This is a genomic window from Geobacillus sp. FJAT-46040 (genome assembly GCF_002335725.1).
GTDB classification, from domain to species: Bacteria; Bacillota; Bacilli; order Bacillales; family Anoxybacillaceae; genus Geobacillus; species Geobacillus thermoleovorans.
The window spans coordinates 2,996,627-3,022,603 of sequence record NZ_NISS01000001.1 but is presented as its reverse complement, the minus strand read 5'-3'; the positions used below and the strand labels follow the sequence as shown (position 1 = coordinate 3,022,603).

Annotated in this window: 28 protein-coding genes and 5 pseudogenes; 10 read left to right on the top strand and 23 right to left on the bottom strand. The window is 52.0% G+C overall.

The features are described 5' to 3' along the window. Nucleotides 1-55: 55 nt before the first annotated feature. Together CD000_RS16160 and CD000_RS16155 are read right to left on the bottom strand one after the other, a co-directional pair. Nucleotides 56-571: a YwhD family protein gene (locus CD000_RS16160; protein WP_063330595.1), complete on the bottom strand. Its 516-nt coding sequence runs from the start codon at nt 569-571 to the stop codon at nt 56-58. A gap of 17 nt (nt 572-588) precedes the next feature. Then, nucleotides 589-1,257 (bottom strand): site-2 protease family protein, encoded by a 669-nt coding sequence (locus tag CD000_RS16155; protein WP_096226034.1) that lies wholly within the window; start codon nt 1,255-1,257, stop codon nt 589-591. A gap of 130 nt (nt 1,258-1,387) precedes the next feature. Between CD000_RS16155 and CD000_RS16150 the strand changes: the two genes are divergently transcribed. Together CD000_RS16150 and CD000_RS16145 are read left to right on the top strand one after the other, a co-directional pair. Next, complete coding sequence (locus tag CD000_RS16150) at nt 1,388-1,576, top strand: 2-hydroxymuconate tautomerase (RefSeq protein ID WP_014196981.1); 189 nt, start codon at nt 1,388-1,390, stop codon at nt 1,574-1,576. A gap of 103 nt (nt 1,577-1,679) precedes the next feature. Further along, nucleotides 1,680-2,180: pseudogene (locus CD000_RS16145) on the top strand (solute carrier family 23 protein); the annotation flags it as partial. Nucleotides 2,181-2,462: 282 nt separating this feature from the next. Here the strand turns inward: CD000_RS16145 and CD000_RS16140 are convergent. The 3 genes from CD000_RS16140 to CD000_RS16130 form a co-directional block, all read right to left on the bottom strand. Continuing rightward, nucleotides 2,463-2,981, bottom strand: a complete 519-nt coding sequence (locus CD000_RS16140) for a YwgA family protein (RefSeq protein ID WP_021321331.1) — start codon at nt 2,979-2,981, stop codon at nt 2,463-2,465. Between the two features lie 13 nt (nt 2,982-2,994). Beyond that, complete coding sequence (locus CD000_RS16135) at nt 2,995-4,293, bottom strand: HD domain-containing protein (protein ID WP_096226033.1); 1,299 nt, start codon at nt 4,291-4,293, stop codon at nt 2,995-2,997. Nucleotides 4,294-4,437: 144 nt separating this feature from the next. Continuing rightward, the gene (locus CD000_RS16130; RefSeq protein ID WP_011232879.1) at nt 4,438-4,665 is read right to left on the bottom strand and encodes a YuzB family protein; all 228 of its coding nucleotides are present in this window, start codon (nt 4,663-4,665) and stop codon (nt 4,438-4,440) included. Between the two features lie 175 nt (nt 4,666-4,840). Between CD000_RS16130 and CD000_RS16125 the strand changes: the two genes are divergently transcribed. After that, the gene (locus tag CD000_RS16125) at nt 4,841-5,494 is read left to right on the top strand and encodes an RsfA family transcriptional regulator (protein ID WP_096226032.1); all 654 of its coding nucleotides are present in this window, start codon (nt 4,841-4,843) and stop codon (nt 5,492-5,494) included. A gap of 138 nt (nt 5,495-5,632) precedes the next feature. On the opposite strand, the gene lipL is transcribed toward CD000_RS16125, so the two are convergent. Both lipL and pta read right to left on the bottom strand, forming a co-directional pair. Beyond that, entirely contained in the window at nt 5,633-6,484 is an 852-nt protein-coding gene (lipL, locus tag CD000_RS16120; protein WP_096226031.1) for an octanoyl-[GcvH]:protein N-octanoyltransferase, read from the bottom strand. Between the two features lie 439 nt (nt 6,485-6,923). After that, nucleotides 6,924-7,904 (bottom strand): phosphate acetyltransferase, encoded by a 981-nt coding sequence (gene pta / locus CD000_RS16110; RefSeq protein WP_055359061.1) that lies wholly within the window; start codon nt 7,902-7,904, stop codon nt 6,924-6,926. 230 nt (nt 7,905-8,134) lie between these two features. Between pta and hemQ the strand changes: the two genes are divergently transcribed. The 3 genes from hemQ to gerQ all read left to right on the top strand — a co-directional run bounded on the left by hemQ (nt 8,135) and on the right by gerQ (nt 10,224). After that, nucleotides 8,135-8,881, top strand: a complete 747-nt coding sequence (gene hemQ, locus CD000_RS16105; RefSeq protein ID WP_011232883.1) for a hydrogen peroxide-dependent heme synthase — start codon at nt 8,135-8,137, stop codon at nt 8,879-8,881. Nucleotides 8,882-9,201: 320 nt separating this feature from the next. Next, nucleotides 9,202-9,648, top strand: coding sequence for a cell wall hydrolase (locus CD000_RS16100; RefSeq protein ID WP_096226030.1), 447 nt, complete (start codon nt 9,202-9,204; stop codon nt 9,646-9,648). A gap of 18 nt (nt 9,649-9,666) precedes the next feature. Then, the gene (gene gerQ / locus CD000_RS16095; RefSeq protein WP_096226029.1) at nt 9,667-10,224 is read left to right on the top strand and encodes a spore coat protein GerQ; all 558 of its coding nucleotides are present in this window, start codon (nt 9,667-9,669) and stop codon (nt 10,222-10,224) included. Nucleotides 10,225-10,413: 189 nt separating this feature from the next. Here the strand turns inward: gerQ and CD000_RS16090 are convergent, their stop codons facing one another. The 3 genes from CD000_RS16090 to CD000_RS16080 all read right to left on the bottom strand — a co-directional run bounded on the left by CD000_RS16090 (nt 10,414) and on the right by CD000_RS16080 (nt 12,059). After that, nucleotides 10,414-10,785 carry a DUF423 domain-containing protein gene (locus CD000_RS16090; RefSeq protein ID WP_015376087.1) on the bottom strand — a complete coding sequence of 124 codons (372 nt, stop codon included), beginning with the start codon at nt 10,783-10,785 and terminating at the stop codon, nt 10,414-10,416. Nucleotides 10,786-11,051: 266 nt separating this feature from the next. Then, nucleotides 11,052-11,351, bottom strand: coding sequence for a YwdI family protein (locus CD000_RS16085; RefSeq protein ID WP_011232887.1), 300 nt, complete (start codon nt 11,349-11,351; stop codon nt 11,052-11,054). 18 nt (nt 11,352-11,369) lie between these two features. Next, the gene (locus CD000_RS16080; protein ID WP_096226311.1) at nt 11,370-12,059 is read right to left on the bottom strand and encodes a uracil-DNA glycosylase; all 690 of its coding nucleotides are present in this window, start codon (nt 12,057-12,059) and stop codon (nt 11,370-11,372) included. A 388-nt stretch (nt 12,060-12,447) separates the two neighbouring features. Here CD000_RS16080 and CD000_RS16075 point away from each other — a divergent pair, with 388 nt between their 5' ends. Genes CD000_RS16075 through CD000_RS16065 form a run of 3 tightly spaced genes read left to right on the top strand, consistent with a single transcriptional unit; the run spans nt 12,448 to nt 14,016 of the window. Then, nucleotides 12,448-12,798 carry an STAS domain-containing protein gene (locus tag CD000_RS16075; protein ID WP_033011022.1) on the top strand — a complete coding sequence of 117 codons (351 nt, stop codon included), beginning with the start codon at nt 12,448-12,450 and terminating at the stop codon, nt 12,796-12,798. Then, nucleotides 12,795-13,283: an anti-sigma B factor RsbW gene (gene rsbW, locus CD000_RS16070; protein WP_050367997.1), complete on the top strand. Its 489-nt coding sequence runs from the start codon at nt 12,795-12,797 to the stop codon at nt 13,281-13,283. The genes CD000_RS16075 and rsbW overlap by 4 nt, the downstream gene beginning before the upstream one ends. Next, nucleotides 13,243-14,016 carry a sigma-70 family RNA polymerase sigma factor gene (locus tag CD000_RS16065; RefSeq protein ID WP_033011024.1) on the top strand — a complete coding sequence of 258 codons (774 nt, stop codon included), beginning with the start codon at nt 13,243-13,245 and terminating at the stop codon, nt 14,014-14,016. The genes rsbW and CD000_RS16065 overlap by 41 nt, the downstream gene beginning before the upstream one ends. 37 nt (nt 14,017-14,053) lie before the next feature. Here the strand turns inward: CD000_RS16065 and CD000_RS16060 are convergent, their stop codons facing one another. The 3 genes and pseudogenes from CD000_RS16060 to CD000_RS16050 form a co-directional block, all read right to left on the bottom strand. Beyond that, complete coding sequence (locus tag CD000_RS16060) at nt 14,054-15,964, bottom strand: SpoIIE family protein phosphatase (RefSeq protein ID WP_096226310.1); 1,911 nt, start codon at nt 15,962-15,964, stop codon at nt 14,054-14,056. Between the two features lie 174 nt (nt 15,965-16,138). Next, nucleotides 16,139-16,234, bottom strand: a pseudogene (locus tag CD000_RS16055) (FMN-dependent NADH-azoreductase); the annotation flags it as partial. Nucleotides 16,235-16,425: 191 nt separating this feature from the next. Then, nucleotides 16,426-16,770: pseudogene (locus CD000_RS16050) on the bottom strand (transposase); the annotation flags it as partial. A gap of 1 nt (nt 16,771) precedes the next feature. Between CD000_RS16050 and CD000_RS19620 the strand changes: the two are divergent. Continuing rightward, a pseudogene (locus tag CD000_RS19620) lies at nt 16,772-16,840 on the top strand (type II toxin-antitoxin system PemK/MazF family toxin); the annotation flags it as partial. 485 nt (nt 16,841-17,325) lie between these two features. Here CD000_RS19620 and CD000_RS16040 read toward each other — a convergent pair. The 10 genes and pseudogenes from CD000_RS16040 to CD000_RS16000 form a co-directional block, all read right to left on the bottom strand. Further along, nucleotides 17,326-17,961, bottom strand: coding sequence for an FMN-dependent NADH-azoreductase (locus CD000_RS16040; protein ID WP_015376094.1), 636 nt, complete (start codon nt 17,959-17,961; stop codon nt 17,326-17,328). Nucleotides 17,962-18,136: 175 nt separating this feature from the next. After that, the gene (locus CD000_RS16035; RefSeq protein WP_193443078.1) at nt 18,137-18,283 is read right to left on the bottom strand and encodes a hypothetical protein; all 147 of its coding nucleotides are present in this window, start codon (nt 18,281-18,283) and stop codon (nt 18,137-18,139) included. A gap of 61 nt (nt 18,284-18,344) precedes the next feature. After that, nucleotides 18,345-18,525: pseudogene (locus tag CD000_RS18275) on the bottom strand (UPF0236 family transposase-like protein); the annotation flags it as partial. A 158-nt stretch (nt 18,526-18,683) separates the two neighbouring features. Next, nucleotides 18,684-19,181 carry a PIN domain-containing protein gene (locus CD000_RS16030; protein WP_033009759.1) on the bottom strand — a complete coding sequence of 166 codons (498 nt, stop codon included), beginning with the start codon at nt 19,179-19,181 and terminating at the stop codon, nt 18,684-18,686. 3 nt (nt 19,182-19,184) lie between these two features. Beyond that, entirely contained in the window at nt 19,185-19,481 is a 297-nt protein-coding gene (locus CD000_RS16025; RefSeq protein WP_033009761.1) for a hypothetical protein, read from the bottom strand. 348 nt (nt 19,482-19,829) lie between these two features. Next, the gene (locus CD000_RS16020; RefSeq protein ID WP_096226027.1) at nt 19,830-21,212 is read right to left on the bottom strand and encodes a glycine--tRNA ligase; all 1,383 of its coding nucleotides are present in this window, start codon (nt 21,210-21,212) and stop codon (nt 19,830-19,832) included. Between the two features lie 288 nt (nt 21,213-21,500). After that, entirely contained in the window at nt 21,501-22,331 is an 831-nt protein-coding gene (locus CD000_RS16015) for a glycosyltransferase family 2 protein (protein WP_096226026.1), read from the bottom strand. Between the two features lie 79 nt (nt 22,332-22,410). Next, nucleotides 22,411-23,607, bottom strand: a complete 1,197-nt coding sequence (locus CD000_RS16010) for an MFS transporter (RefSeq protein WP_096226025.1) — start codon at nt 23,605-23,607, stop codon at nt 22,411-22,413. Between the two features lie 224 nt (nt 23,608-23,831). Further along, the gene (locus CD000_RS16005) at nt 23,832-25,283 is read right to left on the bottom strand and encodes a glycoside hydrolase family 32 protein (RefSeq protein ID WP_096226024.1); all 1,452 of its coding nucleotides are present in this window, start codon (nt 25,281-25,283) and stop codon (nt 23,832-23,834) included. A gap of 12 nt (nt 25,284-25,295) precedes the next feature. Next, nucleotides 25,296-25,977: PTS transporter subunit EIIC (locus CD000_RS16000; RefSeq protein ID WP_158225563.1), on the bottom strand; the 682-nt coding region annotated here is incomplete at its 5' end.

The following is a 25,977-nucleotide window of genomic DNA, read 5'->3' as shown; positions in this document are numbered from 1 at the left end:
TTATCCTTTTTTCCAGATAAGAACAAGCCCTTAGGCAAACATGTTCACAAAACCGTCACAATTCGCCTTCGAGTCCTTTTTTCAGTTCATCGCTCGAGCGGTTCCACATCCCGATGTCGTGGCCTTTCAAAAAGTCGGCGAGCACCCGCTTCGACTTAGCGTCCATATGATCGACGATGATATGCCGTTTCAGCGATTTATCGAGCCGGTTCACATGTTCCGGCAATAACTTATAACCGCGGCGCGCCTCACGGTCGATCGTCATTTCGCACGCCGTCACCCCGGCGTAATACGGACCGTCCTCGCGGCGCTCGATCGTCACCCAGACGATCCAATACGGCTTGCCGTTTGGCACGGCGGAGCGATCCGGCAAAAACTTGATGCCGCGCTCAACAGAGCTGCGGGCATGCATCGCCCCCATATCAACGAACGCTTCACCCGCTTCGACGTCAATGATGACCGGCGACACGTTTTCTAGGCTCAACGCCCCGGCGCCAAAGCCGCGGTGCCCGTCGGTCGGGTCGTCTTTGATGATATTAAAGCCGATGTTTTTTTTCTTTTTTTGCTCCATCCGCTTGTTCCTCCTTCCTACATAAACAAGCTGGCCACAAGTGACTGCAAGTTCTCAAGCACAAACGGCAGCGCCACTTGAAACACCGGCTCAATCGTATAGCGATCGAGCGGCGTCAGCACGAGAACAAGGAAAATGAGCGCCCCGTACGTTTCCCACTGCGTCATTTTCGCCCGCAGCCCATCCGGGGCCAAGTCTTCAATAATACGATACCCATCAAGCGGCGGAAACGGCAATAAATTAAACAAAAACAAGACAGCGTTCAAGCTGATAAAAATTTGGAAAAACAGATCAAACCCGGCCGCAAACCAATCTGGCAGCGCCCGCATGAGGCCGAAATCGATCATGGCGTACCAAATGACAAATCCAAGCGCGGCAAGCACGAGGTTGCTCAGCGGTCCGGCAACCGACACGAGAATGCCGGCAAGGCGCGGATTTTTGAAATAAAAGCGATTGACTGGCACCGGGCGCGCCCAGCCAAACCCTGCGAGAAAGATAAGCAGGGTGCCAAGCAAATCCAAATGGGCAAACGGTGATAACGTCAGCCGCCCTTGATTTTTCGCCGTCGGATCGCCGAACTTGTAAGCAACGTAGGCATGGGCGAACTCATGCACGGAAAATGCTAACGCCAGCGTCAAGAGCACGTACGGAATTTCACTTAACGAATACGGCAAAATTCGATCCACTTCATAAACTCCTTTTCCCTATATTCACTATCTTTAGTATACATGATTAGCAGAAAAAAGTGGACTGAACTTCCTCATCCCGTGGTATAATAAGCGCGACAGCACTCGACAATGAAATGGGGGGACAACCGTGCCGTACGTAACGATCAAAATGCTCGCCGGCCGCACGGATGAACAGAAGAAAGCGCTTGTTGAAAAAGTGACGGACGCCGTCGTCGAGACGACAGGGGCGAAACGGGAGAGCGTTGTCGTATTCATTGAAGAAATGACGAAAGACCATTATGCGATCGCCGGAAAACGGCTGAGCGACACAGAGTGACACAAGAGCGGGGGCGCATGAAGCGCTCCCGTTGCATTTTTAGGGAAAAACGAATATTATTTATAATGGTTTCTGACATTGTTCGTTTTTTAGGAGGTGGCCCATGATTCGTTTCGCAGAGAAACAGACTGACCGCAAAACGGAATTTCTCGCTGGCCTGACGACTTTTTTCACCATGGTGTACATCATCGTCGTCAATCCGGTCATCTTATCAGATGCCGGCGTCCCGTTTGAACAGGCGTTCACCGCCACCGTCATCGCGACCGTCGTCGGCACGCTATGGATGGCCATCTTTGCCAACTATCCGATCGCCATCGCGCCCGGCATGGGGCTGAACGCCTATTTCGCCTATTCCGTCGTCGGCTCGCACGGCGGCATTTCGTACGAAACCGCGTTTTCCGCCGTGTTTGTGGCAGGAATGTTGTTTTTTCTGCTGTCGCTCACCCCGCTCCGCAGCAAGCTGATCGAAGTGATCCCCGACAGCTTAAAACACGGCATCACCGCCGGCATCGGGCTGTTTATCGCCTTTATCGGCCTGCGGCTGACCGGAATCATCCAAGCCCATCCGCAAAATTTGGTCGCGCTCGGCTTCATCTCGTACCCGCTCTTAAAAATCGCCCGCGGCCGCTGGCGCGATGTGCCGTTGCTGCTGTACGTGCTGGCGGTGCTGTTCTTTTTGCAGCTGGCGTTTTTGCCGCATTAACCAAAAAGAAGAAGGAGGTGTCCCAAAAGGATCGGGACACCCTCTTTCGTCTCTATATATACGCACTAACCGCTTCTTTCGCACTATATTTTGTGTCTATCCTGAAGACAGACGGCTTTTTGGGTCAGCCCCTTTTCGTCTATGGCCAACTGATGATACGTTGAAGCAGCTTTTTCCGCCCGCCTACACGCGAGTTTTGTTGTGGCATCGGCTGCGCAGCGCCTCAATGTACGCGTACGCCTCATCGATTTCTTCTTCCGTATAGCGCTGCTTGCTTTTTAACACCGCAATTTTCTCTTTCACTTCGTCTTTCGGCAAATGTTCAAAATAAAGTACGGTGGACACAAGTTCCAAAAAACGGGCATTTTGTTCGTTCATCGCTTGCATGCATTCGGCAAGACCCGGCATGTCCCAGTCATAATGGCGCAAAAACTGTTCGCCCGCTTCGGTCAATGTATAGCGATATTGCATATAACCGCTCTTTTTCTCTTTCACTTCATGCAAAAAGCCGAGCGCGCACAGCTCTTCGATGCGGCATGTCAGCTCTTCCGAATACGGGCCGTAAAAGTGGAAATCAAATTTCTCGTAAAACGGAAAGTCGAGCTTTTTCGCGATGTAGATCATTTTTTGCAGCTTTTTGCGGCCGGCAATTTCCCCGGCGGCCGCCAACGCCTTCATTACTTTCGCATGCTCTGTGAGCACTCTCCGTCATCTCCTAACCCTTTAAAATTTCCATAATCTTTTTCTTCACTGTCCGCTTCGTCGACAAGTCTTCCAGGAAATCAGCTGGGAAATACAGCTTATGGTCGGTGCGCCGTTTCCCGGAAATGGCGTCAACGAGCACCGATTCGCGCGACAGCTCGCGAAGCTCCCCGTTTGGCATCAACAAATAAATCGGCAGGCGCTCTCCTTCCTCGCCCGGCCGGTAAAAGTCATACGGCAAATCGGACGACGAATCGACGACCAAGTAATAGTCTGGATCGATCCCGGCCTTTTTGAACAAGCCGGTCAGCTCGATCAGCTTTGCCATTTGCTCGTTCGTCGGATGGAACTCCGTATATTTGAACAGGCGGCGGCGGACAAACCGCTGGCACAGATCGCTTAAAATCGGATCCCGCTCGTATTGCCATTGCTGGAAGTAAAACAGGATGATTGCTTCATCGAGCGCCAAATAGTCGCCGAGCGTTACATGGCCGGCAAAAAACGATAAAAAATGGGTTGGCTTCGTCGCAAACGTATACCCGTCCTCGTACAGCTTTTTCGCCCGATGCAAAATTTTCGTCAAAATGACTTCCGCACTGCGCGTCACAGGATGGAAATACACTTGCCAATACATTTGGTAGCGGCTCATAATGTAATCCTCGACCGCATGCATGCCGCTCCGCTTAATGACGACTTGGTCTTCGCGCGGACGCATGACGCGCAAAATGCGCTCCATGTCAAAATAGCCGTAGCTGACGCCGGTGTAGTAGGCATCGCGCAACAAATAATCCATCCGGTCGGCGTCAATTTGGCTCGAAATGAGGCTCACAACAAGCTTGTTCGGGTACGTTTTGGCGATCACTTCAGCGACCCTTCGCGGAAAATCGTCATCCACTTGGCGAAGTGCGGCGTTCACTTCTGTATCGCCTAAAATGATGGCCTGTGTAAAATCTTCGTGGTCAAGGCGAAACACCTTCTCAAATGAGTGGGAAAACGGGCCGTGCCCTAAATCGTGCAAGAGCGCCGCGCATAGGCAAAGAAGGCGCTCGCTATGATCCCAATGATCGCGGCCGACAAACACGTCGTCAATGATGCGGCGGATGATTTCGTAAACGCCGAGCGAATGGTTAAACCGGCTGTGCTCGGCGCCGTGAAACGTCAAATATGTCGTGCCGAGCTGCTTGATGCGGCGCAGGCGCTGAAATTCTTTTGTGCCGATCAAATCCCAAATCACTTTGTCGCGAACATGTATGTATCGGTGCACCGGATCTTTAAACACTTTTTCTTCGTCAAGCTGCCCGCCGGAATACATCGCATCCTCCTCTTCCGTCTCCAACATACATCTATTATACGCCGTTTCTTTTGGCAAAGAAATAGTTGACTTTTTTCTCCGTCTTTCTCCATTATTGACGGAAAAAACAAAAAATCACCTTCTTTCGGCAAAGAAGGTGATCGGTTATCGCTTTTTCAACCTTTCAGCAATTTTATCAATCAGTTCGTCTTCCGTCAGCGCCGCCACCGGACGGTTGTTGACGAAAGCAAACGTCTTTTTCCGCCCTGGGCCGCAATACGACTGGCAGCCGATTTTGATGACCGCATCCGGATCCAGCTTTTTGAGGCGCGGAATCAATGTTTTTAAATTCGGCGCCTTGCAGTCGTCGCAAACGCGAAACTCATTCGCCATCACTCGTCATCCCTTTCCGCAGCGTTTGCTTTGTGTATTCTACCGCTTTCGTGAGAAAATTGCAAGTTGGCATGCTTTCACCCTTGTAATTTGCCAATCCCATAAACTTGCAACGTATAATTTTTTTCCTTTTGGTCCACCCTTTTACTAGCATGGGAAAAAGGAGTGGAGAACAGTGAAACAACGGCAAGACGCTTGGACGGAAGAAGACGATTTATTGTTGGCAGAGACCGTATTGCGCCATGTGCGTGAAGGGAGCACCCAACTCAACGCCTTTGAAGAAGTCGGCGACAGGCTGAACCGGACATCGGCCGCCTGCGGCTTTCGCTGGAACGCGGTCGTCCGCCATCGCTACGAAGAAGCATTGCAGCTGGCAAAAAAACAGCGAAAAGAACGGCTGCGGCTGCTGGCCAAACAAGGCGGCGCGAAAAAGCGGCGTCTGTACGAGCCGCCGATGCCATCACTCGAAGAGCTGGGAGAGGTGATGCAGCTGCCTGCCGTCATCCCGTCCTCCCCGCCGCAACAAGTGACGCTTGATCAAGTGATCGCTTTTTTGAAAACGTTCCAATCCCATGAACGGAAACGGGAGACGCTGATCAAAGAAAACGAGCGGCTGCGCCGCGAAATTGAAGAATTAAAGCAAAAAAATAAAGAACTTGAAGAAAAGGTTGCGAAATTAGAAGAAAATTCGTCGACCGTCCAAGAAGATTTTGAGACGCTCGTGAAAATCATCAACCGAGCGCGCAAAATGGTGTTAAAAGAGGAAGAAGAGCGGGGACTGACCTTCCGTATGGACCCGAACGGCAACTTGGAAAAAATCGCGGAGTAAATAAAATAAGGATGCCCTGTCCATGGCTGCGCCTTGATCGCACTCTCTCCGGTGCGGCCGAGACACGGAGCATCCTTTTTGCCTGCCGGCGGCGTCAGGCGATGAACGCAGGCTCTTGCTGCTGGGCGGACCGCCCCCTTATTCTCCTGCTAGGAGCTCGCCCTTGAGCGCCGTTTCATTCCGCTCGACGATGCGCGCCCAATACTGCTCATACCAATTCCATTCGCCGTTCTCGAGGGCAGACGAATATAGCTCGCCGCCAAACGACTGCAGCGTGCGCCAAAGGGCGACAAGCAGCTCATCGATCGACAACTCGCAGCCGAGAAGCTCAGACAGCGACGCCATGACAGCTGGGACAACATCGGGGTAGGCGAATTTCGTTTTCTCTCCTTGGCGGCCGAGCTCATAAAAGCGGCGAATCAGCTCAGCCCGCGCGGCTCCGCTCCCGTTGACGCAAAGGTAGATTTGCACGGCAACGCCGCCGCGCACGCGCCGTTGCGAAATGCCGGCAAACTTTTTGCCGCCAATGCTCAAGTCATAGCTCCCCGGGCAATACGAACCGACGATTTCCCCCGCCTCAACGCGGGCGCCGTATGAGGCAAGCATGGCGGCCATGAGCGCATACATCGCCTCATACCCTTGCTCGATGGCAATCGTGTTTTTCGTTTCCGGAAAAATGAGCGAAATATTCAACACCCCGCTGTCAAGGACAACGGCCAACCCGCCGGAATTACGGACGACGACGCGATACCCTTCCTGGCGCAAAAACGAAATGGCCTCATCGATGTACGGAAGCTTCGTATCAGCGGCGCCTAAGACGACGGTATTCTCATGCACCCACGTGCGGACGACCGCATCCGACTGTCCCGCACCAACCGCGGTGCATAATGCATCATCGATGGCAAACGATTGTTTCGCATCAAACAGCGGACCGAAATGCGACTGGTCGATGACCCGCCATTTCGGCTGCCGCAGCAATTCATGGCTCATCGCAGCAAACCCCTTACGTTGAACGTTCCGCTCTCATTATACCACATCAAACTGGAACGATTACGGCCAGTGAACTACCCACCACCTACGCTTCGCTTAGAGGTGGGGGCTTCAAGCGACTTGTGTGTGTTCGCTGAACGGTAAGCCACACACAAGAACCCTTTACGCTTCCCTTCGTTCCGAAGGTGTCCGTTCTAGCCATATTCTATCCTATTCGTTGGCTAACGCCAACCGACATTCATCTCCCACCTACTCACTGGGTTACACCCTTCGCGTTCCTTGAGATGGAAGACTTCTTTCGGAAATCCGTTAAAAAAGAAAGCGGCTAAACAGCAGCCAGCCGCCTTCTTTGACACGAATCCATGCATGAAACAAGGTGTCGCCCATTCTTTGGCAAAACGAACCGGTTCCGACTCCTCTTGCTCAGTTCGCCGCCTCTTTACTCCCCAAGCGACTGCGCCGCGGTGATGAGCGCGAGCTTGTAGGCGTCTTCGGCGCTGCAGCCGCGCGATAGGTCGTTCACCGGCTTGTTCAGCCCTTGCAAAATCGGGCCAACCGCTTCAAAGCCACCAAGGCGCTGGGCGATTTTGTAGCCGATGTTGCCCGCCTCAAGGCTCGGGAAAATAAAGACATTTGCGTCCCCTTGAATGACCGAGTCCGGCGCTTTCTTTTTCGCCACCTCTGGCACAAACGCGGCGTCAAATTGAAACTCACCGTCAAGGATCAGATCCGGCGCCATTTCTTTCGCCAACCGCACCGCCTCAACGACTTTTTCCGTCTCCGGCGACGAGGCCGACCCTTTCGTGGAAAAGCTTAACAGCGCTACGCGCGGCTTAAGGCCGAACATTTTGGCCGTCCGGGCGCTCTCGACCGCGATTTCAGCCAAATCTTGACTGTTAGGAGCAATGTTGATGGCGCAATCGGCAAACACATATTTTTCGTCGCCGCGCACCATGATGAACACGCCGGACGTTTTGCCAACGCCTGGCTTCGTTTTAATGATTTGCAAGGCTGGTCGGACCGTATCCGCCGTCGAATGTGCCGCCCCGCTGACGAGGCCGTCGGCCGCTCCCGTATAAACGAGCATCGTACCGAAATAGTTTTCATCGAAAAGCAACTCGCGCGCCGTTTCTTCTGTCACTTTCCCTTTGCGCCGCTCCACAAACGCCGAAACTAGCTCATCAAACCCGCCGTAGCGGCGCGGGTTGACAATCTCCACCCCTTCAAGCGGCAAGCCAAGCGCCGCTGCTTTCACCCTTATCGCTTGCTCATCGCCAAGGACGATCGGCTGAAGCACTTGCTCCGTCGCCAAACGGCTCGCCGCCGTTAAGATGCGGTCATCGGTTCCCTCGGGAAACACGATTTTTCGACCCGTACCGGTTACTTTCGCTTTTAATGCCGTAAATAAATCGGTTGTCACGATTCATGCCTCCTTCACGGTTGGCCCGCCTGTCTCCAAGCATCAGCCTTTCTCTACATTAAGCATACCGCTTCTCGCCAGAAACGCAACGCAGGTAAGCCTTTACAACAAATAATTCACCTTTTGCCACAATTCAGTCTACTTCCACTTTGATGCGCTGATAGCCGCTTTTTTGGCCAAACTATGATATAGTGGTACTGTACAATTGATTGAATAAAGGAGTGACGATGATGAGCGAAGCGGCCCAAACGTTGGACGGTTGGTATTGTTTGCACGATTTCCGCACGATCGACTGGAGCGCGTGGAAAACACTTCCAAACGAAGAGCGCGAGGCAGCGATCAGTGAGTTTTTAGCGCTTGTCGACCAATGGGAGACGACGGAAAGCGAGAAGCAAGGAAGCCATGCCGTCTACACGATCGTCGGGCAAAAAGCCGATATTTTGTTCATGATTTTGCGGCCGACGCTGGATGAGCTGCATGAAATCGAAACAGCGCTTAACAAAACGAAACTCGCCGACTATTTATTACCTGCGTATTCGTACGTTTCGGTCGTGGAGTTGAGCAACTACTTGGCGTCCGGCAGCGAAGATCCGTACCAAATTCCAGAGGTGCGCCGCCGTTTGTATCCAATTTTGCCGAAAACGAACTACATTTGCTTCTATCCGATGGACAAGCGGCGCCAAGGCAACGACAACTGGTACATGTTGTCGATGGAACAGCGGCGCGAACTCATGCGCGCCCACGGCATGACCGGCCGAAAATACGCCGGCAAAGTGACGCAAATCATCACCGGCTCCGTCGGCTTGGATGATTTTGAATGGGGCGTCACCTTGTTTTCAGATGATGCACTCCAGTTCAAAAAGCTCGTCTATGAAATGCGCTTTGATGAAGTGAGCGCCCGCTTTGGCGAGTTTGGTTCATTTTTCGTCGGCACTCGCTTGTCGGTGGAAAAAGTTCCTTCGTTCTTCCATGTATAAAAAAGAGGGGCCCAAACGCGGCAGGGCCCTTCGCTTATTTTCCTGTTCTTCAAGCAACCGGCGAGCTCCTCCCCCTGAAAGGTCAGCCAAACGAGCGATTTCTTCCGCCGTCATCCCTTTGCACATCATGTTACGGGTCTTTCTTGCGCAACGGGTTTCCCTTTTTGGTCAACCTCCCCTGTTTCTGTCATATCCAGCCCAACTGCCCCATACATATAAATCAGAAATTCCTCCGAGAAATCGCCTATCTGTCTGTCACCATTTTCCTGTTCCATCAATAGCCTATTACTGTCGAAATTCACAACGACTGAGGTGACGATATGGGTCAGATCGCTCCCTCCATTGTAGCCCACACAGAAGAGGAAGTGAAGTTGTTGGCTCGGCTCATGCGAGCCGAAGCGGAAGGAGACGGGCGGCTTGGGATGCTCATGGTCGGCAACGTCGGCGTCAACCGCGTCATCGCCGACTGCCTTGACTTCCGCGGCATCCGCACTATCCGGCAAATGGTGTTTCAAAGCCCGGGCGGCTTTGAGGCGGTGCAAAAAGGGTACTTTTACCAACGGGCGCGCAAAGTGGATATAGGCCTAGCCCGCCAAGTGCTCCGCGGTTGGCGCTACCACCCAGCGACAAACGCCCTTTGGTTTTTTAAACCACCTGAAGGTCAACCGTGCCCACCGCAATGGTTTGGCCAGTGGAACGTCGGACGCTACAAATCGCATTGCTTTTTTGCACCGACTCCATCCGACTGCCCACGTGTCTATTCTTAATATTGAGGAGGGTTCTTTATGCCGAACAATCCAGAAAATCAATTTTATCCACTTGATGAGGAGCAACAATCATTTTATTATTCGCCGTTCGGTCAAGAACGGCAACAACCGTATGCATCCTATCCATACGGCTATCCGTATCCGCAGCCGTACTATCCGGCGGCGTACCCGTATTATTACTATCCGCAAGCGGCTGCCGCTCCGACGTTCGGTTTGCAGGCGCCGACGTTTACGGCCCCGACACCGATGCCGACCACCACCGGCCCATCGATTCCAGGGATGCTGCCGATTGAAGAATCGTACATTGAAAACATTTTACGGTTAAACAAAGGAAAAGTTGCCACTATCTATGCGACGTTTGAAAACAACCGTGAGTGGAATGCCAAGGTGTTTCGCGGCGTCATTGAAGCGGCTGGACGTGACCATGTCATTTTAAGCGACCCACAAACAGGCACACGCTATTTGATCCTGATGATTTACCTCAATTACGTCACATTTGAAGGAGAAATCGCCTACGAATATCCGTTTGCCGGTGCTACAGCCGCAACACCGCTTGCTACGTATTCTCCACGCTAAACGGAAAAACTGTCTTTTGACAAGAAGGTTGCCGATGGCAACCTTCTTTTTTTGGTTGACGTGATGGCCATCACAAGCTGCTACTACACGGCCTTATATAATGGTGGTAAATGACACAAAAGAGGTGTCTACTGATGGTTTGGACGGCGCGTGATTTCCTGTTCGGGGTACACCTTGCCCGCGCTTCGCTTACAGCCATTTCAACGCCGCATATCCGATCATCACCCAGGCGACCAAAAAAGCGACGCCGCCAAACGGAGTGATCGCGCCAAGCGGCTTAATCTGCGTTACACTTAATACGTACAAGCTCCCGGAAAACAACACGATGCCGGCGAACATCACCCAGCCCGCCGCACCGATCAGCCCGACATTTGGCGCCTTGCCAGCGAGCAATCCGACAACAAGCAGCCCTAATGCGTGGAACATCTGGTATTGGACCGCCGTTTTCCAAATCTCCAAATAACGATCCGGAATCTTCCCTTCAAGCCCGTGCGCGCCAAACGCTCCCAATGCGACGGCTAAAAACGCATTGAGCGCGCCGAGAAGGACGAATGTTTTCATAGCTGTTCCGCCTTTCTAATGAAAGATTGTTTTCCCTCATTCATTAATAATAATGGGAATGTTCCCCGACAACAAATTACTAATGAATGTCAGCCACTTCACTCGACAGAACCGGTCAATCGGGAGCGCCACCGGCAAGACCCGCATCCAAGCCGGTGAACCGCTTCTTGTTTTTTGGCGCAAACAAAGGCAAGCGATTCAACGGAGTTCTGTTGATCAACATTCCCCGTGGAGAAGACCGTTTTCCACGGTGTTTCGTTGCCCCCTCAAAAATCCAACAACGACTCCCCGTTCGCCTCATCGTCAATGTCGGGAGAACGTCCTCCGACGGAAACACCTCCAAGCGAAAGCCCGCCAGCAACCGAAATCGGCCCGCCGACGGCAAGCGACTCTGTCGAGACAGACGGAACGGACGGCTGCGGCTGGCCTGTCGTTTCCAGCATCAAATCGCATAAAACGCGAATGGCAGCGACATGTTCACGCATCCGCTGCGGGTCATGGGCCGCCTTTGCCTTGCGCAATTCGTCTTCCATTTTGGCGACAACCGCCGCCAAAGAGATCGTCATGATATCTTCCCCCTTTCTTCATTCAGCGCGGGCGCCGATGTTCTCGATTTGCCAATCGATCGGTTCGCGTCCGTGCTTGGTTAAAAACGCGTTCGTCCGCGAAAACGGGCGATGGCCGAAAAAGCCGCGCGCGGCGGAAAACGGGCTCGGGTGCGGCGCTTCAATAATCAGATGGCGCGGATTCGTAATCCGTTCTTTTTTCTCCTGAGCGTTCCGGCCCCAAAGCAAAAAGACGACCGGATCGTCTTTTTCATTGACGAGCTCAATGACGCGGTCGGTGAATTGTTCCCACCCTTTGCCGCGATGGGAGTTCGCCTGGCCGCGGCGGACCGTCAACACCGTGTTTAACAATAACACCCCTTGCTCGGCCCATTTGACGAGATAGCCGTTATCTGGTATATAGCAGCCAAGGTCGTCATGCAGCTCTTTAAAAATGTTCGCTAAGGACGGCGGCACCGGCACGCCCGGCTTGACGGAAAAACTAAGCCCGTGCGCCTGTCCCGGGCCGTGGTACGGATCTTGCCCGAGCAGCACGACTTTGACGTTTGCATACGGTGTATAATGAAGGGCGTTGAAAATATCGTGCATATCGGGATAGATCGTCCGCGTCCGGTACTCCTCTTTTAAAAACTCGCGCAGCTTTAAGTAGTACGGCTTTTGAAACTCCTCTTCAAGCAGCGGAGCCCAGTCGTTTTTGAGAATCGGCATTGCGAGCAACTCCTTTGCCATCGGCTTTTTCCCTTTTATCATTGTAGCCCAAAAGACACCAGCGTCAAAGCGAAGTGAATGTTCAGATTGAGGCAACCATAGCGAAACCTGTTTCCCCAACAGGAAATGCGCCAATCCCCTGCCGCAGCCAAACCGGAACACGCCGGTCGCGGCAGGCGGAATAGAGGACAAAAATCTCCTTTTTTATTCTCTTCGCCCATTGTTTCCATCTTTCCATCATCATGTCCCCTTTTCATTCGACATTCCCTGTTTCAACAAGTATAAAATATGGGTATAGAAAGCGTAAACGCCAAAGGCCGGACAAGCTAAGCCGTCGGCGCCAACGCAACACCGGGATATCCATCAAACGCACAGTGGGGTGAAAGAAATGGATCAGAAACGATTCCGTCTTGTTCATGACGAACAGCCGGATCGGCACGTTGTATACATAAAAGGCGAACTGGACCTGGCGGCAGCCGAGCAATTTCAACGCACCGTCGAACCGCTCGCCGGCGATGCGTCCAAACCGCTCGTTCTTCGTCTCGAAGATTTAACGTATATTGACAGCACCGGGATCGGCATGTTTGTAGCGCTGTTAAAAACGCGGCATCAACTCGGGGCGCCGTTTGCCATTGAAAACGTGCCGCCGAAAGTGCGGCGTCTGTTCGATTTAACTGGAGTATCCTACTTTTTTTCCGAAATGAACGATGCGTCAGAAAGGATCGGAGGCCAATCATGAAAGAGCACGAAACGATCGTACAGCTGTCGATTCCAGCCGATGCACAGTTTCTTGACATCGTGCGTTTGACGTTATACGGGCTGGCTGCCAAAATGGGATTTTCCTATGAAGAAATCGAAGATATGAAAGTCGCCGTCTCCGAAGCGTGCAACAACGTCGTGCTTCACGCCTACAACGGAAGAAGCGGCGATATTCACCTCCGTTTTGAGATGAGCGCCGATGCGCTTTCCATCGTCATTAAAGATGAGGGAAAAGGGTTTGACTACAAACGGGCGACCAAACAGGCGGCGTCGCTGTCCGGCAAGCCACTCCAAGATGTGAAAGTCGGCGGCCTCGGCCTCTTTTTAATGGAAGCGCTCATGGATGACGTCCGCGTTACGACCAAAGGCGGAACGGAAGTCCGCCTGACGAAATTCCGCCTTCACGGCGAAGGAGAGCATGCCCATGACTGTATATCCCCCTCCTCTGTCCAAGAGCAAGCTTGACGCCCTTATTTCCGCCTATCAACAAACGAAGACGGAAGAAGCGGCGACAGCGTTGCTCGTGCGTTTTGAGCCGCTCATTGCGGCCGCAGCGAAAAAAATGGCGCGCAGCCGCCCTGATTTTTACGAAGACTTGTTTCAAGTCGGCCGGCTGTCGTTTTTGCGCCTTCTTGACCATTACGACCCGAACCAAGGAACAAACTTTGAATCGTATGCGATGAAAAGCTTGATCGGCTATATGAAAAACTATTTGCGCGACAAAGCGTGGTATATCCAAGTGCCGCGCCGGGTGAAAGAGAAAGGAAGCAAAGTGCAGCAAGCCATCGACGAACTGACCGTCAAGCTCGAGCGGTCGCCGAACATAGATGAAATTGCCGCCCATTTAGGCTTATCGGTGGAAGAGACGATCGAGATTTTAGCCGGCCGCGACCATTACCAGGCGATTTCGCTCGACGCCCCGGTGCAAGACGGGGAAAAGGATGCGACGACGATCGGTGAATTCGTCGCGGATGAAGCGAACGAAATTGAGTCGCTGATCGAGCGAATGGATTTAGAGCAGGCGATCGGCAAACTGAGCGAGCAAGAACAAATCGTCATCGACGCCGTCTTCCGCCGCGGCGAGACGCAACGGTCGCTCGCTGAACGGCTTGGCGTCTCGCAAATGACGATCAGCCGCATTCAAAAGCGGGCGATCGAAAAGCTGAAACGGCAGCTGGCCGCTGCCTACCCGTCGTAACAGCCAAAAACGCCGCCGCCGGCCGGCTAGGGCGGCATCAGCGGCGGCGGAGCAACAACAACGTCTGGTCGTCTTTTTGTTCGTATTGGTGGTACGCCTTGATATGCTCGTACAAATCGCGGACGATTTGCGCTGCCGGCTGGTCCAAATTGACGCGGGCAACCATCGAGGCGAGGACGGAAAAATCATCGTCCGCCTCTTCGCCGCGTTTTTCGGTCACCCCATCGGTGTACAGCAGCACAAAATCACCCGGCTCGAGCACTACCGACTTCGTCTCAAACGAAAATTGCGGAAACAACCCGAGCGCGCACCCTTTCGCGTGAAGCGGCACGCATTGTTTCGTTTTCGCCCGGTACCAAAGCGCCGGTTCGTGCCCAGCGCACGCGTACGAGAACGTATGCGTCTTTTCGTTGTAATTGCCGACAAACATCGTGACAAACATCGACGGCTCGGTGTAGTCGTAGGCGAATCGGTTCAGCAGGTCAAGATACACGTGCGGCTGCGTTCCGTAATGAACGGTCCGGTCCAGAATAAATTTCATCAGCGTCATGAGCATTGCCGCTGGAATCCCTTTTCCCGATACATCGGCAATGCAAGCTGAGACCGATGTTTGATGGACGGCAAAGTGGTAGAAATCGCCGCTCAACACTCGGGCAGGGACGCTGAGGACGCTGATGTCGACGTACGAAGGCAAATCCGCCTTCGACGATGTCTGCAAAAGCGCCCGTTGCATATTCGCGGCAAGCGACAGTTCAAAGTCGAGCTGTTCCCTCTCGCGCTCGAGCCGCTCTTTCTCTTTTTTCTCCGTCATGTCGCGCAAAACGGCGACAAGCCCTGTCAGCGCACCGTTTTCCATCACCGGCGCCAGCGTGTAGCCGACCGGCAGGCACACGCCGTCATGGCGGCGAAACGGCTCCTCCTCGACGCGAATCACCTCGCCGCTTTTCAGCTGTTTGACAACACGGCGCAGCCGCTTCCAGTCCCACTTGTCGCCGTCTGGCCCGGCGAGCGAGACAAAGGAAAACAGCGGCTTCCCTTTCGCTTCCTCCGGATCAAGGCCAAGCAAACGGCCCGCTTCCGGGTTCATCCATACGATCCGGCCGTCGCGGTTTAACATCATCAATCCCTCGCCAAGGGCGTTCGCCATCATTTCCAGCTGCTGTTCGTGTTGCTTCAGCTCCACATATGGCTTTTCGATCGTTTCCACATACATCGCGCGCACGACATACAAAAATCCGGCCACTTCGTACAGCTGCCCCCATAGCGCATGGCCGCCGCCAAGCATAAGCAGCCATTGGCCGAGGGCAAATAATAGAAGCGCCATAGACCAGTATAGGGAAGCGGGAGCCCTCCCTTGCCGAAAACGCCGCCATGCGAACACGGCCGCCGCTGCATCAAGCAAACCGACCGCTCCTTCCCCTGCGCGCCACCAAAACGGCCAGCGGCTCGTCCCATGCGCTGGCCAAAACGGGGACGTGATGTGGATGAACAAACTAACAGCCGCCGTATACAAAAACGCGGCCAAAAACGCCTGCCAGCGTTGCCCGCTTTGCCGTTCCATCACCTCATCGCGGCGCGAAAACAGAAAAAGAAGCCCCCAGGCAAGCGTCAATCGGGCCGAGAGCGAAAAAGGGGACGCTTCCACACCATCAGATGCAAAAGACAAGACAACATGCAGCGAAAACAACAAGCCTGAGGAGAAAAACAGCGCCCCCATCATCAGCCGCTCCATTGACAACGTATGCGGAAACACAGACCATCCTTGCACGGCGACAAGCCAGCAAACGACCATCACGTCGAGCCCTAAGGCAAGATGAATAGAATGATAGAATCCAGGCGAAACAGGCAGCCTGCCGGCCGCAAACAGAAGCAAGCCAAACATTCCGGCCGCCAGCACGGCCATCGCGCTGTGCAGACGCACCAGGCGATATCGTTCGTATTCCTTCACCAACGAGGAACCTCCACTCTTCATTCTATATGGCTTATTATACCATACGGCTCCCCGCCAGCGTATATGCACGTCACGGCCGTTTGGTTTGTCCAATAAAAAAGGAGCCTCTCCGGATGAAGAGGCTCCCAGGCCAAGTTTGCGGCCATTTTCCGCGCAATACCCGTTCTCCCGTTAAAACGTGTGCGCCAAGTCTTTCGCCCGGGCGATGGCGTTCGCTTTGATTTCTTCCGCCTTTTCCGGCACCGCCGCATGCCCTTCGACAAATACCATTCTATTGGTGATGGGAGATATCCTGCAACGACAAAATAATGGGAATGTATAGCGCAAAAAAATATTGCAGCGTGGCCGAACTTTAAGGACAAGATGTGATACAATCATGAGCGTGGCGGTGTGAACTACCCCCACTTAATTTTCTAGCGAAAATTTGAAGTGGGGGCTTCCAAAGAAGTTTGACTGCTTCAAGCAATCCTTATTCTTTGAGGCGTGTCCACTTCGCCGCTAGAGCATAAGACACTCAGGTCTACAGCTTTACTTTTCTTTAAGATGTTTAATGCGCCATTGACATCCTGTTTACGAGTGGTGCCTTTGATTTTTTGCTTATCTTTTATGCTTTGAAGTCTGGCATTTTCTTTGTTAAACCATTGATTTATACTTTTTAATCTCCGCCCATCAATGATAAATGATCTGCCGTCTGATGTGACACAAGTGGCAAGATTGTTTAATCCTAAATCAATTGCCAGTGCTTTTTGGTCGTTTAATTCTCTTTGATCTTCAGGCATTTCATATTTGTACTGAATCTCAAAGATCGGCAATATAAACGAGGATGACTTAAATAAGATTATGAACCGTGTAAAATGGGTATTTGACCTGTAACGTATTTACAATGTATTGACGACGTATTTATGACGTATTGACATTTCCCTAGGTTTTTTCTATACTTAGAGTACAAAATAAGTTGTCTGTCTCGTCACAGACCATTTCACACGTGAAAAAACGTGGATTCGTTTGTTTTGACAACGGAGAGGAGCCTAAATGGTTCCTCTCTTTGCATATTATCGCCAAGAGAATCATAACCTAATGATAAGTTGCCTGCCGCGTCGCAGGCCATTTCACCCCGTCAGCGGGGAATTCATGGTTTTTGCCCCAGTACTTCGGTGCTGGGGTTTTATGTATTTATCGAGGAAAATTTCTCACGAAGAAATAGGGACTTTATTGATCAGGCTATACCATACGGCTCCCCGCCAGCGTATATGAACGTCACGGCCGTTTGGTTTGTCCAATAAAAAAGGAGCCTCTCCGGATGAAGAGGCTCCCAGGCCAAGTTTGCAACCATTTCCCGCGCAATACTCGGCCTCCCGTTAAAACGTGTGCGCCAAGTCTTTCGCCCGAGCGATGGCGTTCGCTTTAATTTCTTCCGCCTTTTCCGGCACCGCCGCATGCCCTTCGACAAACAACCCTTCAAATGACGGAACACCGAAAAATTGCATGATGACGCTTAAATACCGATGGCCCATTTCCATTTCCGCCGCCGGGCCTTCGGAGTAGAAACCGCCGCGCGCTTGAATGTGGAGCGCTTTTTTATCAGTAAGCAATCCGACCGGCCCTTGTTCCGTATATTTAAACGTCTTGCCGGCGACCGCCACGGCGTCAATATACGCCTTTAACACCGGCGGGAACGAAAAGTTCCACATCGGCGTGACGAATACATATTTGTCGGCGGAAATAAACTGCTCGCACAGCTCGTTCATCCGCCCGACTTTCGCTTTTTCTTCGTCAGACAGCTCTTCAAACGATTTCCCGGAGCGAAGTTTGCCCCAGCCGCTGAACACGTCGACGTCGATTTCCGGAATGTATTCCTTGTATAAATCAAGATGAATGACTTCATGATCCGGATGCACTTGTTTGTATGTGTCGATAAACGCTTTTCCGACCGCCATGCTGTAAGACTGCGTGTCGTCGTGCGGATGGGCGGTGATGTACAATACTTTTGTCATGATGCATACTCCCTTTCGTGATGATCTCGGCACTTTAGTGTTTGCACTTTGTTCAAGCGGCATTCAATTATTTTGAATTCAAATATCTCCAATCAGAGATAATTATATAAAGATCCGACACATTTGGCAAACGATTTGACCGCAAAAAAAAAAATTGCCTTTCTCCAAGGCAATGTTACTCGCTTTGTTCCACGACAAACGGGTTGCCGCTGATTTGTTTTCGTATCTCATCGGTGAGCGTAAACGGTTCGCTTTTGACACCGCTTTCATTTTCGCTAGGCAGATGACCGCTGCCATCGTAGTAGATTGGTTTTCCTTCCATGATGGCTAACCTCCTTGATTCGTGCAGGATACAGGAACTAGTCTGTGCTTCTATTTTACCATTCATGGCTGAGGACCGCATCTCTCACGATCGACTCCAACGAACGGGCGGCTTTGCGGTAGGAAGAGCACCCCACAACCAACTTGACTGCCGTTTCCCCCTAGGCAAGGACCGATCGGTTAGACTCCATTAAAGCCCTGTTCAGCATTGAGCAAGAAAATATAGGCGCCCACTTGTCGATCGCAGTCTTAGTTCCGTTGAATGGATTAATTTTATTTTGCGGTAATCGGATTGGAAAATATCTTGTTGCGGAAGACGTATTTTGGAAATATTTTGGTGATGGGGTCACGAATGTCGTTAATCGGGTTGCCATAAGGGATAATATGTTCAAATAAAATTTCTAAAACCCTCTGCTTTCGATATAGGTTTTGACAAACTCGCCGTAAGCTTTCTTATCTATTATCGGATTCACATAATCTAACTTTCGATCTTTATAAGTATAGTTATCTCGAATCCAATGAAAGTCTTTATCGTTATTACTAACTAATATGGCATTATGTAGAAGAGCTGCAGCTGCAACAAGAGCATCTGGTGCTTTAATACTCTTTTTGCGTGTACTGTCCGCTCTCGCTTTTCTTCTTATGTCAGCTGCTAGCTCCATATCTTCTCTAGTGACTTCATAGATTTGATCAGCCATTTGAATATATCCTTTTCTATTTTCTCTTATATCAGGATCTGTTTCGATTTCGAAATGAGACATGATCTCCATCTCAATGAAGGTAGTCATAATAATCTCTACCTCATCTTCAATCAGCTGTTCAATGAACTCTACTGCATCAGGGTAACCCATTTCATGTGCTGCGTATATATTTGTATCGATTAGTACTTTGGTTGACAATGCTTAATCCTCCCACTCTTCTCTATTTGCAATTCTTAATGATTCCAACACGCCTTCTTTGCTAAATAACTTCGTACTGCCAGCCAGACGTTTGTGTAACGCTTTCTTTTCTTCCTTGGTTAGCTTCTTTTTTTTAGATCGCACTTGAATGACCTCCTTCATTTGCTCTTCTGTTAGAACAGATGGTCCAATTCGGTAATGATGACGGTTTTGACGCACTATTCTCTTTAAAATTGGGCGTTTTGCCGTTCCAGTTGTTATATGATATGCGCCACGGCTCCTTTTTTTGTTAGTGCTCATTTGCATCCCCACCTTGGTTGAGGTTTTATACATAATTATATCATGTTTCAAGAAGTCAGGTTATTAATTTTACTGTAGATGAGCAGGCTCTTCACCACAAGTTGTAAATGAACCTTCATCATTTACACTCCCGTTTCCGTTTTTCGCTGAGACACAGATGGAATAGCAGGATTTTGTACGAGATCATCGCCTCTCTAGGATCCGCATGTGAAATCTTTGCGAGCAAAGCATTTTGGCTCTTTTAGATGACCTCAAACCGTCAAACTCAGAGGGGTGAAGGATCAAAAAAAGAGGCTGTCTGCGAAAGCTCGGTTTCACGATCTTTTGAGACAGCCTCCGTTCCCGTCATCAAAAAGCGATTTTTTCCTCTAAAAAGGCTTTGAGCTCTCCAATCGGCAGCCGCACTTGCTCCATCGTGTCGCGGTCGCGCACGGTCACTTGGCCGTCTTGTTCAGACTCAAAGTCGTACGTGATGCAAAACGGCGTGCCGATTTCATCTTGGCGGCGGTACCGCTTGCCGATCGAGCCGGTTTCGTCATAGTCGACCATGAAATGTTTCGCCAGCTCTTCATAAATGCGGTGCGCCCCGTCCGCGAGCTTTTTCGACAGCGGCAAGACAGCCGCTTTGTACGGCGCAAGCGCCGGATGCAAGTGCATCACCGTTCTCGTCGTGCCGTCTTCCAGCTCTTCTTCGTCATAGGCGTCGATCATAAACGCCAGCGTGACGCGGTCAGCGCCAAGCGACGGCTCAATGCAGTACGGGATGTAGCGCTCGTTCGTTTCTTGGTCGAGATAATGGAAATCCTCGCCCGAGTATTCCATATGCCGCTTCAAATCGTAATCCGTGCGCGACGCGATGCCCCACAGCTCGCCCCAGCCGAACGGGAAATGGTACTCGATGTCCGTCGTGGCGTTGCTGTAGTGGGACAATTCTTCCTTCGCATGGTCGCGCAGGCGGATGTTGTCCTCCTTCATGCCGAGCGACAGCAGCCAGTCCTTGCAAAACTGTTTCCAATAGTCAAACCATTGCAGCTCCTCACCGGGCTTGCAGAAAAACTCGAGCTCCATCTGTTCAAATTCGCGCGTGCGGAACGTAAAGTTGCCCGGCGTAATTTCATTGCGAAAACTTTTGCCGATTTGCGCGATGCCAAACGGCAATTTTTTGCGCATCGTGCGCTGGACGTTTTTGAAGTTGACGAAAATGCCTTGCGCTGTCTCTGGGCGCAAATAAATTTCGTTGGCGCTCGACTCGGTGACGCCTTGGTACGTTTTAAACATTAAGTTGAACTGGCGAACGTTCGTGAAATCGCGGCTGCCGCATTCCGGGCAGGCGATGTCGTATTCCTTGATGAGTTCATCCATCTTGACAAGCGGCAAACCGTCGACGATCATCTCGATCCCTTTTTCCTCGAGCGCCTTCTCAATCAGCTTGTCGGCGCGGTGGCGCGCTTTGCACTGTTTGCAGTCGACCATCGGATCGTTGAAGTTGCCTAAGTGACCGGACGCTTCCCACGTTCTCGGGTTCATTAAAATGGCGGCGTCGAGCCCGACGTTGTACGGTGACTCTTGGACGAACTTTTTCCACCACGCCCGTTTGATGTTGTTTTTCAGCTCGACGCCAAGCGGGCCGTAATCCCACGTGTTCGCCAGCCCGCCGTAAATTTCCGAGCCCGGAAACACGAAGCCACGATGCTTGGCATGTGCGACGATTTCTTCCATTGTGACAGCCATCGTGTTCATCCTCCTTCAATGTGATGTCCACCAATCAAAAACGCCCTCGCCCCTAGGCCTTGTGCCTAGGGACGAGAGCGTAGCTCCCGCGGTTCCACCCTAGTTGATGCGCAAATCACGCATCCCCTTTTTGCCATTTCCGCTCCGGACTGCCGTTTCATTAACCGTCTTCACCGGGCTCCCACCGCCCCCGGCTCGCTTGGGAAGAGAGGGTTAACTACTATTGATCCGTCATCGCGATCCATATATGATTTTGTCCACTATCATAGCAAACCAGAAAGACCTATGTCAATGGTCGCTCGCATTTTTTTGCGCCCAAAACCGCGACACGACGGGCTTCCCGTCCCAGATGACTTCGCTTTTCGCCCGGCGCTTCGCGACTTCCGGCTCGTCAAGCAAGAGCCAAAAATTTTTCATCAGCAAGTCCCCAAGCCCATGCTTCTCGCAAAGCCGCCGCAAATATTGGCGCCGCTTGTCGTTCATATGTCGCGACACGTTGTCGCCGTCCGGGCTGAACGCGTACAACACGGTCGCCGCCGCGACACGGGTGACGCGGCATACAGAGGCGGCCCGCAAAAAGAAGTCCCAGTCCCAATAATGGTGGACAGTCGTGTCAAAGCAGCCGATCTCGTCATGGAGCGATTTTCGATACACGCTTCCAGACGGGACGTACGTCGAAAACGTCCGCATCGCTTCCAAATCATACTCATAGGCAAATAAAAAACGGGCGGATGGAACACGCTGGTCGTTTTCCACCCGATACTGGACAATTTCCGCATCGGCATAGGCGAAGTCCGCATGCTCGAGCGCCGCGACCATCCGCTCGAGATGGCACGGCAACACTAAATCGTCGTCGTCGCAAAGCATGATGAGGTCGCCACGCGCCGCCTTGACGCCTTCGTTGCGGGCGGCGACATGTCCTTCGTTGTCGCGGCGGTCGATGAGACAGATGTCAAGCTCTGGATACAAGGCGACGACATCATGAACGGGGATGCCGCCGTCATTGACAATGATCACCTCAAAATGGCGGTATGTCTGCCGGCTCAACGCCTCGAGCAGCTCGGCAAGCGGATACGGGCGATTGTACGTCGGGATGACGACCGATACGAACGGGCGCAAGGAATCCACCGCCTCTCTTCATGATCCGAACAAAAAAGGGCTTACCCTTAAGGTATAGCCCTCCGTTTGATTTGTCAACTTAAGCGAGCTCTTGCTGCTTCGTCTCTTTGCCGAGGACGGCGACAGAAAGAACGGCGACAAGAACAGCGAGGCAAAACAGCGTGAAAATGGCCGTCACCGACACCCCTTGGGCGACAAGCGAGCCGACCAACAGTGGGCCAAAAATGCCGCCGATGCGGCCAAACGCCGCCGCCATGCCGGCGCCGGTCGCACGAATCGACGTCGGATACTGCTCCGGCGTATAGGCATACAGCGCTCCCCAAGCGCCGAGGTTGAAAAACGACAAGAAAATGCCGGATGCCATCAGCCCGACGAGCGACTCGGCCGTGCCGAAAAAGTAAGCGCTCAATGATGTGCCAAGCAAGTACGTGACCAAGACAAATTTCCGCCCCGCCCGCTCGATCAGCCATGCGGCGCTGAAATAGCCGGGCAATTGCGCCAGCGTCATGATGAGCACGTACTCAAAACTTTTAATCAAGCTGAACCCTTTCATGACCATGACACTCGGCAGCCATAAAAACATGCCGTAATACGAAAAGACGACGCAAAACCAAAGGAGCCAAAGCATGACCGTCTCTTTCCGATAAGGAGCGGACCATACTTTGACGATATTGCTCCACACCGTCTCCTCTTTTTGCGCGGCCGCAAACCGCGGCGAATCGGGCAGGCGGAGGCGCAAATAGATCGCATACAGCGCTGGAATCGCCGCCAGCCATAACGCCGTCCGCCATCCGTAAGCTGGTATGACGAAATACGAGATGAGCGCCGCCAACAGCCAACCGCCAGCCCAAAAGCTCTCGAGCAGCACGACAGCCCGGCCGCGATCCTTAGCTGGCACCGCTTCTGAGACGAGCGTTGACGCGACCGGCAGCTCGCCGCCAAGTCCCATGCCGATCAAAAAGCGGAGCGCCAAAAACGCCGCCAACGTCGTCGTCAGCGCCGACAGCCCACTGCCAAGCGAGAACAGCAACAATGTGAAAATAAAAACGTTTTTCCGCCCGATCCGGTCCGCAAGCAATCCGAACACGAGCGCCCCAACCGCCATGCCGATCGAGTTGACGCTGCCGATCCAGCCGACTTGGCCGGCCGTCAAATTCCAGTCTTTTTGCAAGGCCGCCATCAAAAACGACAACATGCCGACATCCATCGCGTCAAACAGCCAACCGAGACCGGCAATGCCTAACAGCTTGCGCTGGGAAATCATCGGTTGATTCATGTGTATCCCCCTGTCATTATTAGTGTCAAGACATGATCTATATTCATTATAGAAGGGGAAAGGGGCAAATTCAATCATATATTGCTCATTCTCTCACAAAACGAACCGCCACACGGAAACGATCTCTCCCCTACGCCCTCGCTGGGAATGGCGCTTCTTGACCCGAAATGATAAAAAAGCCGCCAAACGACCAGCGCTTGTTTGGCAGCCTGTTTACTGCAAGTTCATCTTAACAAATCCCATTTCTCGATATCCATATGAAGATGTCCGTGGGTTCCGAACAGAATCGTTCGGTCGTCCGGATGCGGAAAAAACCGCGCAGTGAACGTCTCTTCGCCATCATTGACGAACAGTTCGATCGATGACGTATCAAGGAAAACATGAAGCGAACGAAGACGTGGCAATCGACATTGCCGCTTCTCCGTCAGCCCGTTCACAAAGCTTTTCCGTTCAAGCGTCAATACCCCTTCGTCACTATTGTAAACAAGGCGAGCCGCATGGCGAAAGTAAATTTCCATCATGCTTCCGAACAGTTCGATATTGTCGAGGCGAAGTTCGATCGCATCTCCCTCGAGTCCCGGCCATGACCTCAGCTCATTCACCACAGTGGCGCTTGGATATGCTACTTTTTGTTTGCGCAACTGTTTCAGCTCTTCCACTGGCGTCTGTCTCAGCTTGCCGCCAGTGAGGCGAAGTTCGCGCGGCAAGGTGAGCGCGTGCACCCAGCGGTGGCTCACTGTCGGCTGACGGTCTTCATCCTGGTCCGGCACGCCCATCCAGCCGATGAGGATGCGCCGCCCGTTCCGGTCAAGCATCGTTTGCGGGGCGTAAAATTCAAAGCCGCGATCAAGCTCCTCAAACGTCCCGTGAAGGAATTCGGCCCGTTCGTAGTCGAAGCGGCCGACAAAATAACCTGACTGGTAGACGTTTTGGTAGCGCATGCCGTCCGGTTTTAATCCTTGCGGGCAGACGATGAGTACGTCTTGCCCATCTAATGGAAACAAGTCTGGGCATTCCCACATATAGCCAAACGGACCAAGCCCGTTCATGTTGCCGCCAGCAATTGGGCCAAGATGCTCCCAATGACAAAGATCAGCGGAACGAAACAGCACCGCTTTTCCATCGCCGCTTTCGCTTTGCGCCCCCAGGATCATATACCAATGGCCCTGATACCGCCATACTTTCGGATCGCGGAAATGGGCCGTATATCCGTCCGGAAGTGTAATGACGACGCCTTTTTTTGTAAAATGAATGCCATCTTCCGATACGGCCATGCATTGGTACGTTTGGCGGTTTCCTTGTTCATCTTTCACATTGCCAGTGTAAAACAGCACGAGTTTTCCATCGCAACTAATCGCACTGCCGGAATAGCAACCATCTTTGTCATACCATTCGCTTGGCGCTAACGCAATCGGCGCTGCTTGCCAATGAACCAAGTCTGGGGATGTATAATGCCCCCAGAACTTGGCGCCATGGCCGGTGCGAAACGGCATCCATTGGTAGAAGACGTGATACGTTCCGTGCCAGTCGATCAGCCCGTTTGGATCGTTCATCAACCCGACAGGAGGCATGAGATGGTAGCGAAGCCGATACCGGTCACGATTGACAAGAGTCTCATATTTTTCGACTTCAGCGTATGCTTGTTCAATAAGTTTCTGTTCCTGTTCGGATTTCATCCGCTTGTCCCCTCACTCTTCTTCTTCACGGAACTTTAGAAGGAATGTCGCCACAAACGCTGAAACGACGGCAATGGCAAAACCGATTAAGTAGTGCATTAAGTTCGTGAGCCCTTCCGGCGCAACGATGGCGATCATCGGGATGCCGGTCAACCCGTAGGCATTAGCTACTACATTCGTAAATACGACGTACGCTCCGCCGAGCGCGCCGCCAATGGCCGCAGCGATAAACGGCTTCCGGTATTTTAAGTTCACCCCGAAAATGACTGGCTCGGTAATGCCTAAAAAAGCTGACAAGGCCGCCGGCAACGCAATCTCTTTTGTTTTTGTCCGCTTCGATTTGACAAATACAGCCAAACCGGCGCCGCCTTGGGCGACGTTGGCCATCGACCAAATTGGCAGTAAATAGTTGACCCCAAGTTTCGCCAACAAGTTCGCTTCAATGGCATGAAAGCTATGATGCACACCGGTAATGACGATCATCGAGTACAATCCGCCAAAGATAAGGCCAGCTAACGCACCGCCATAATGGTAAACAAAGTTCAACACCTTCGTAATCCCATCGCCAATCAAATTGCCGAGCGGACCAATGGCCAAAATCGTAATAAATCCCGTCAAAATGACGGTCACAAATGGAACAACAAGCAAACTGACCGCATGGGGAACAACTTTTCGCAATCCACGCTCCAATTTG

Coding starts and splice junctions, on each gene's coding strand:
- CD000_RS16025 (WP_033009761.1), bottom strand. CDS start 19,481: ATGAGCACTAACAAAAAAAGGAGCCGTGGCGCATATCATATAACAACT.
- CD000_RS16010 (WP_096226025.1), bottom strand. CDS start 23,607: ATGAATCAACCGATGATTTCCCAGCGCAAGCTGTTAGGCATTGCCGGT.
- CD000_RS16090 (WP_015376087.1), bottom strand. CDS start 10,785: ATGAAAACATTCGTCCTTCTCGGCGCGCTCAATGCGTTTTTAGCCGTC.
- CD000_RS16130 (WP_011232879.1), bottom strand. CDS start 4,665: ATGGCGAATGAGTTTCGCGTTTGCGACGACTGCAAGGCGCCGAATTTA.
- gerQ (WP_096226029.1), top strand. CDS start 9,667: ATGCCGAACAATCCAGAAAATCAATTTTATCCACTTGATGAGGAGCAA.
- rsbW (WP_050367997.1), top strand. CDS start 12,795: ATGAAAGAGCACGAAACGATCGTACAGCTGTCGATTCCAGCCGATGCA.
- hemQ (WP_011232883.1), top strand. CDS start 8,135: ATGAGCGAAGCGGCCCAAACGTTGGACGGTTGGTATTGTTTGCACGAT.
- CD000_RS16020 (WP_096226027.1), bottom strand. CDS start 21,212: ATGGCTGTCACAATGGAAGAAATCGTCGCACATGCCAAGCATCGTGGC.
- CD000_RS16135 (WP_096226033.1), bottom strand. CDS start 4,293: ATGTATTCCGGCGGGCAGCTTGACGAAGAAAAAGTGTTTAAAGATCCG.
- CD000_RS16035 (WP_193443078.1), bottom strand. CDS start 18,283: ATGGAAGGAAAACCAATCTACTACGATGGCAGCGGTCATCTGCCTAGC.
- lipL (WP_096226031.1), bottom strand. CDS start 6,484: ATGAGCCATGAATTGCTGCGGCAGCCGAAATGGCGGGTCATCGACCAG.
- CD000_RS16075 (WP_033011022.1), top strand. CDS start 12,448: ATGGATCAGAAACGATTCCGTCTTGTTCATGACGAACAGCCGGATCGG.
- CD000_RS16100 (WP_096226030.1), top strand. CDS start 9,202: ATGGGTCAGATCGCTCCCTCCATTGTAGCCCACACAGAAGAGGAAGTG.
- CD000_RS16085 (WP_011232887.1), bottom strand. CDS start 11,351: ATGACGATCTCTTTGGCGGCGGTTGTCGCCAAAATGGAAGACGAATTG.
- CD000_RS16065 (WP_033011024.1), top strand. CDS start 13,243: ATGACTGTATATCCCCCTCCTCTGTCCAAGAGCAAGCTTGACGCCCTT.
- CD000_RS16040 (WP_015376094.1), bottom strand. CDS start 17,961: ATGACAAAAGTATTGTACATCACCGCCCATCCGCACGACGACACGCAG.
- CD000_RS16005 (WP_096226024.1), bottom strand. CDS start 25,283: ATGAAATCCGAACAGGAACAGAAACTTATTGAACAAGCATACGCTGAA.
- CD000_RS16080 (WP_096226311.1), bottom strand. CDS start 12,059: ATGCCGATTCTCAAAAACGACTGGGCTCCGCTGCTTGAAGAGGAGTTT.
- CD000_RS16160 (WP_063330595.1), bottom strand. CDS start 571: ATGGAGCAAAAAAAGAAAAAAAACATCGGCTTTAATATCATCAAAGAC.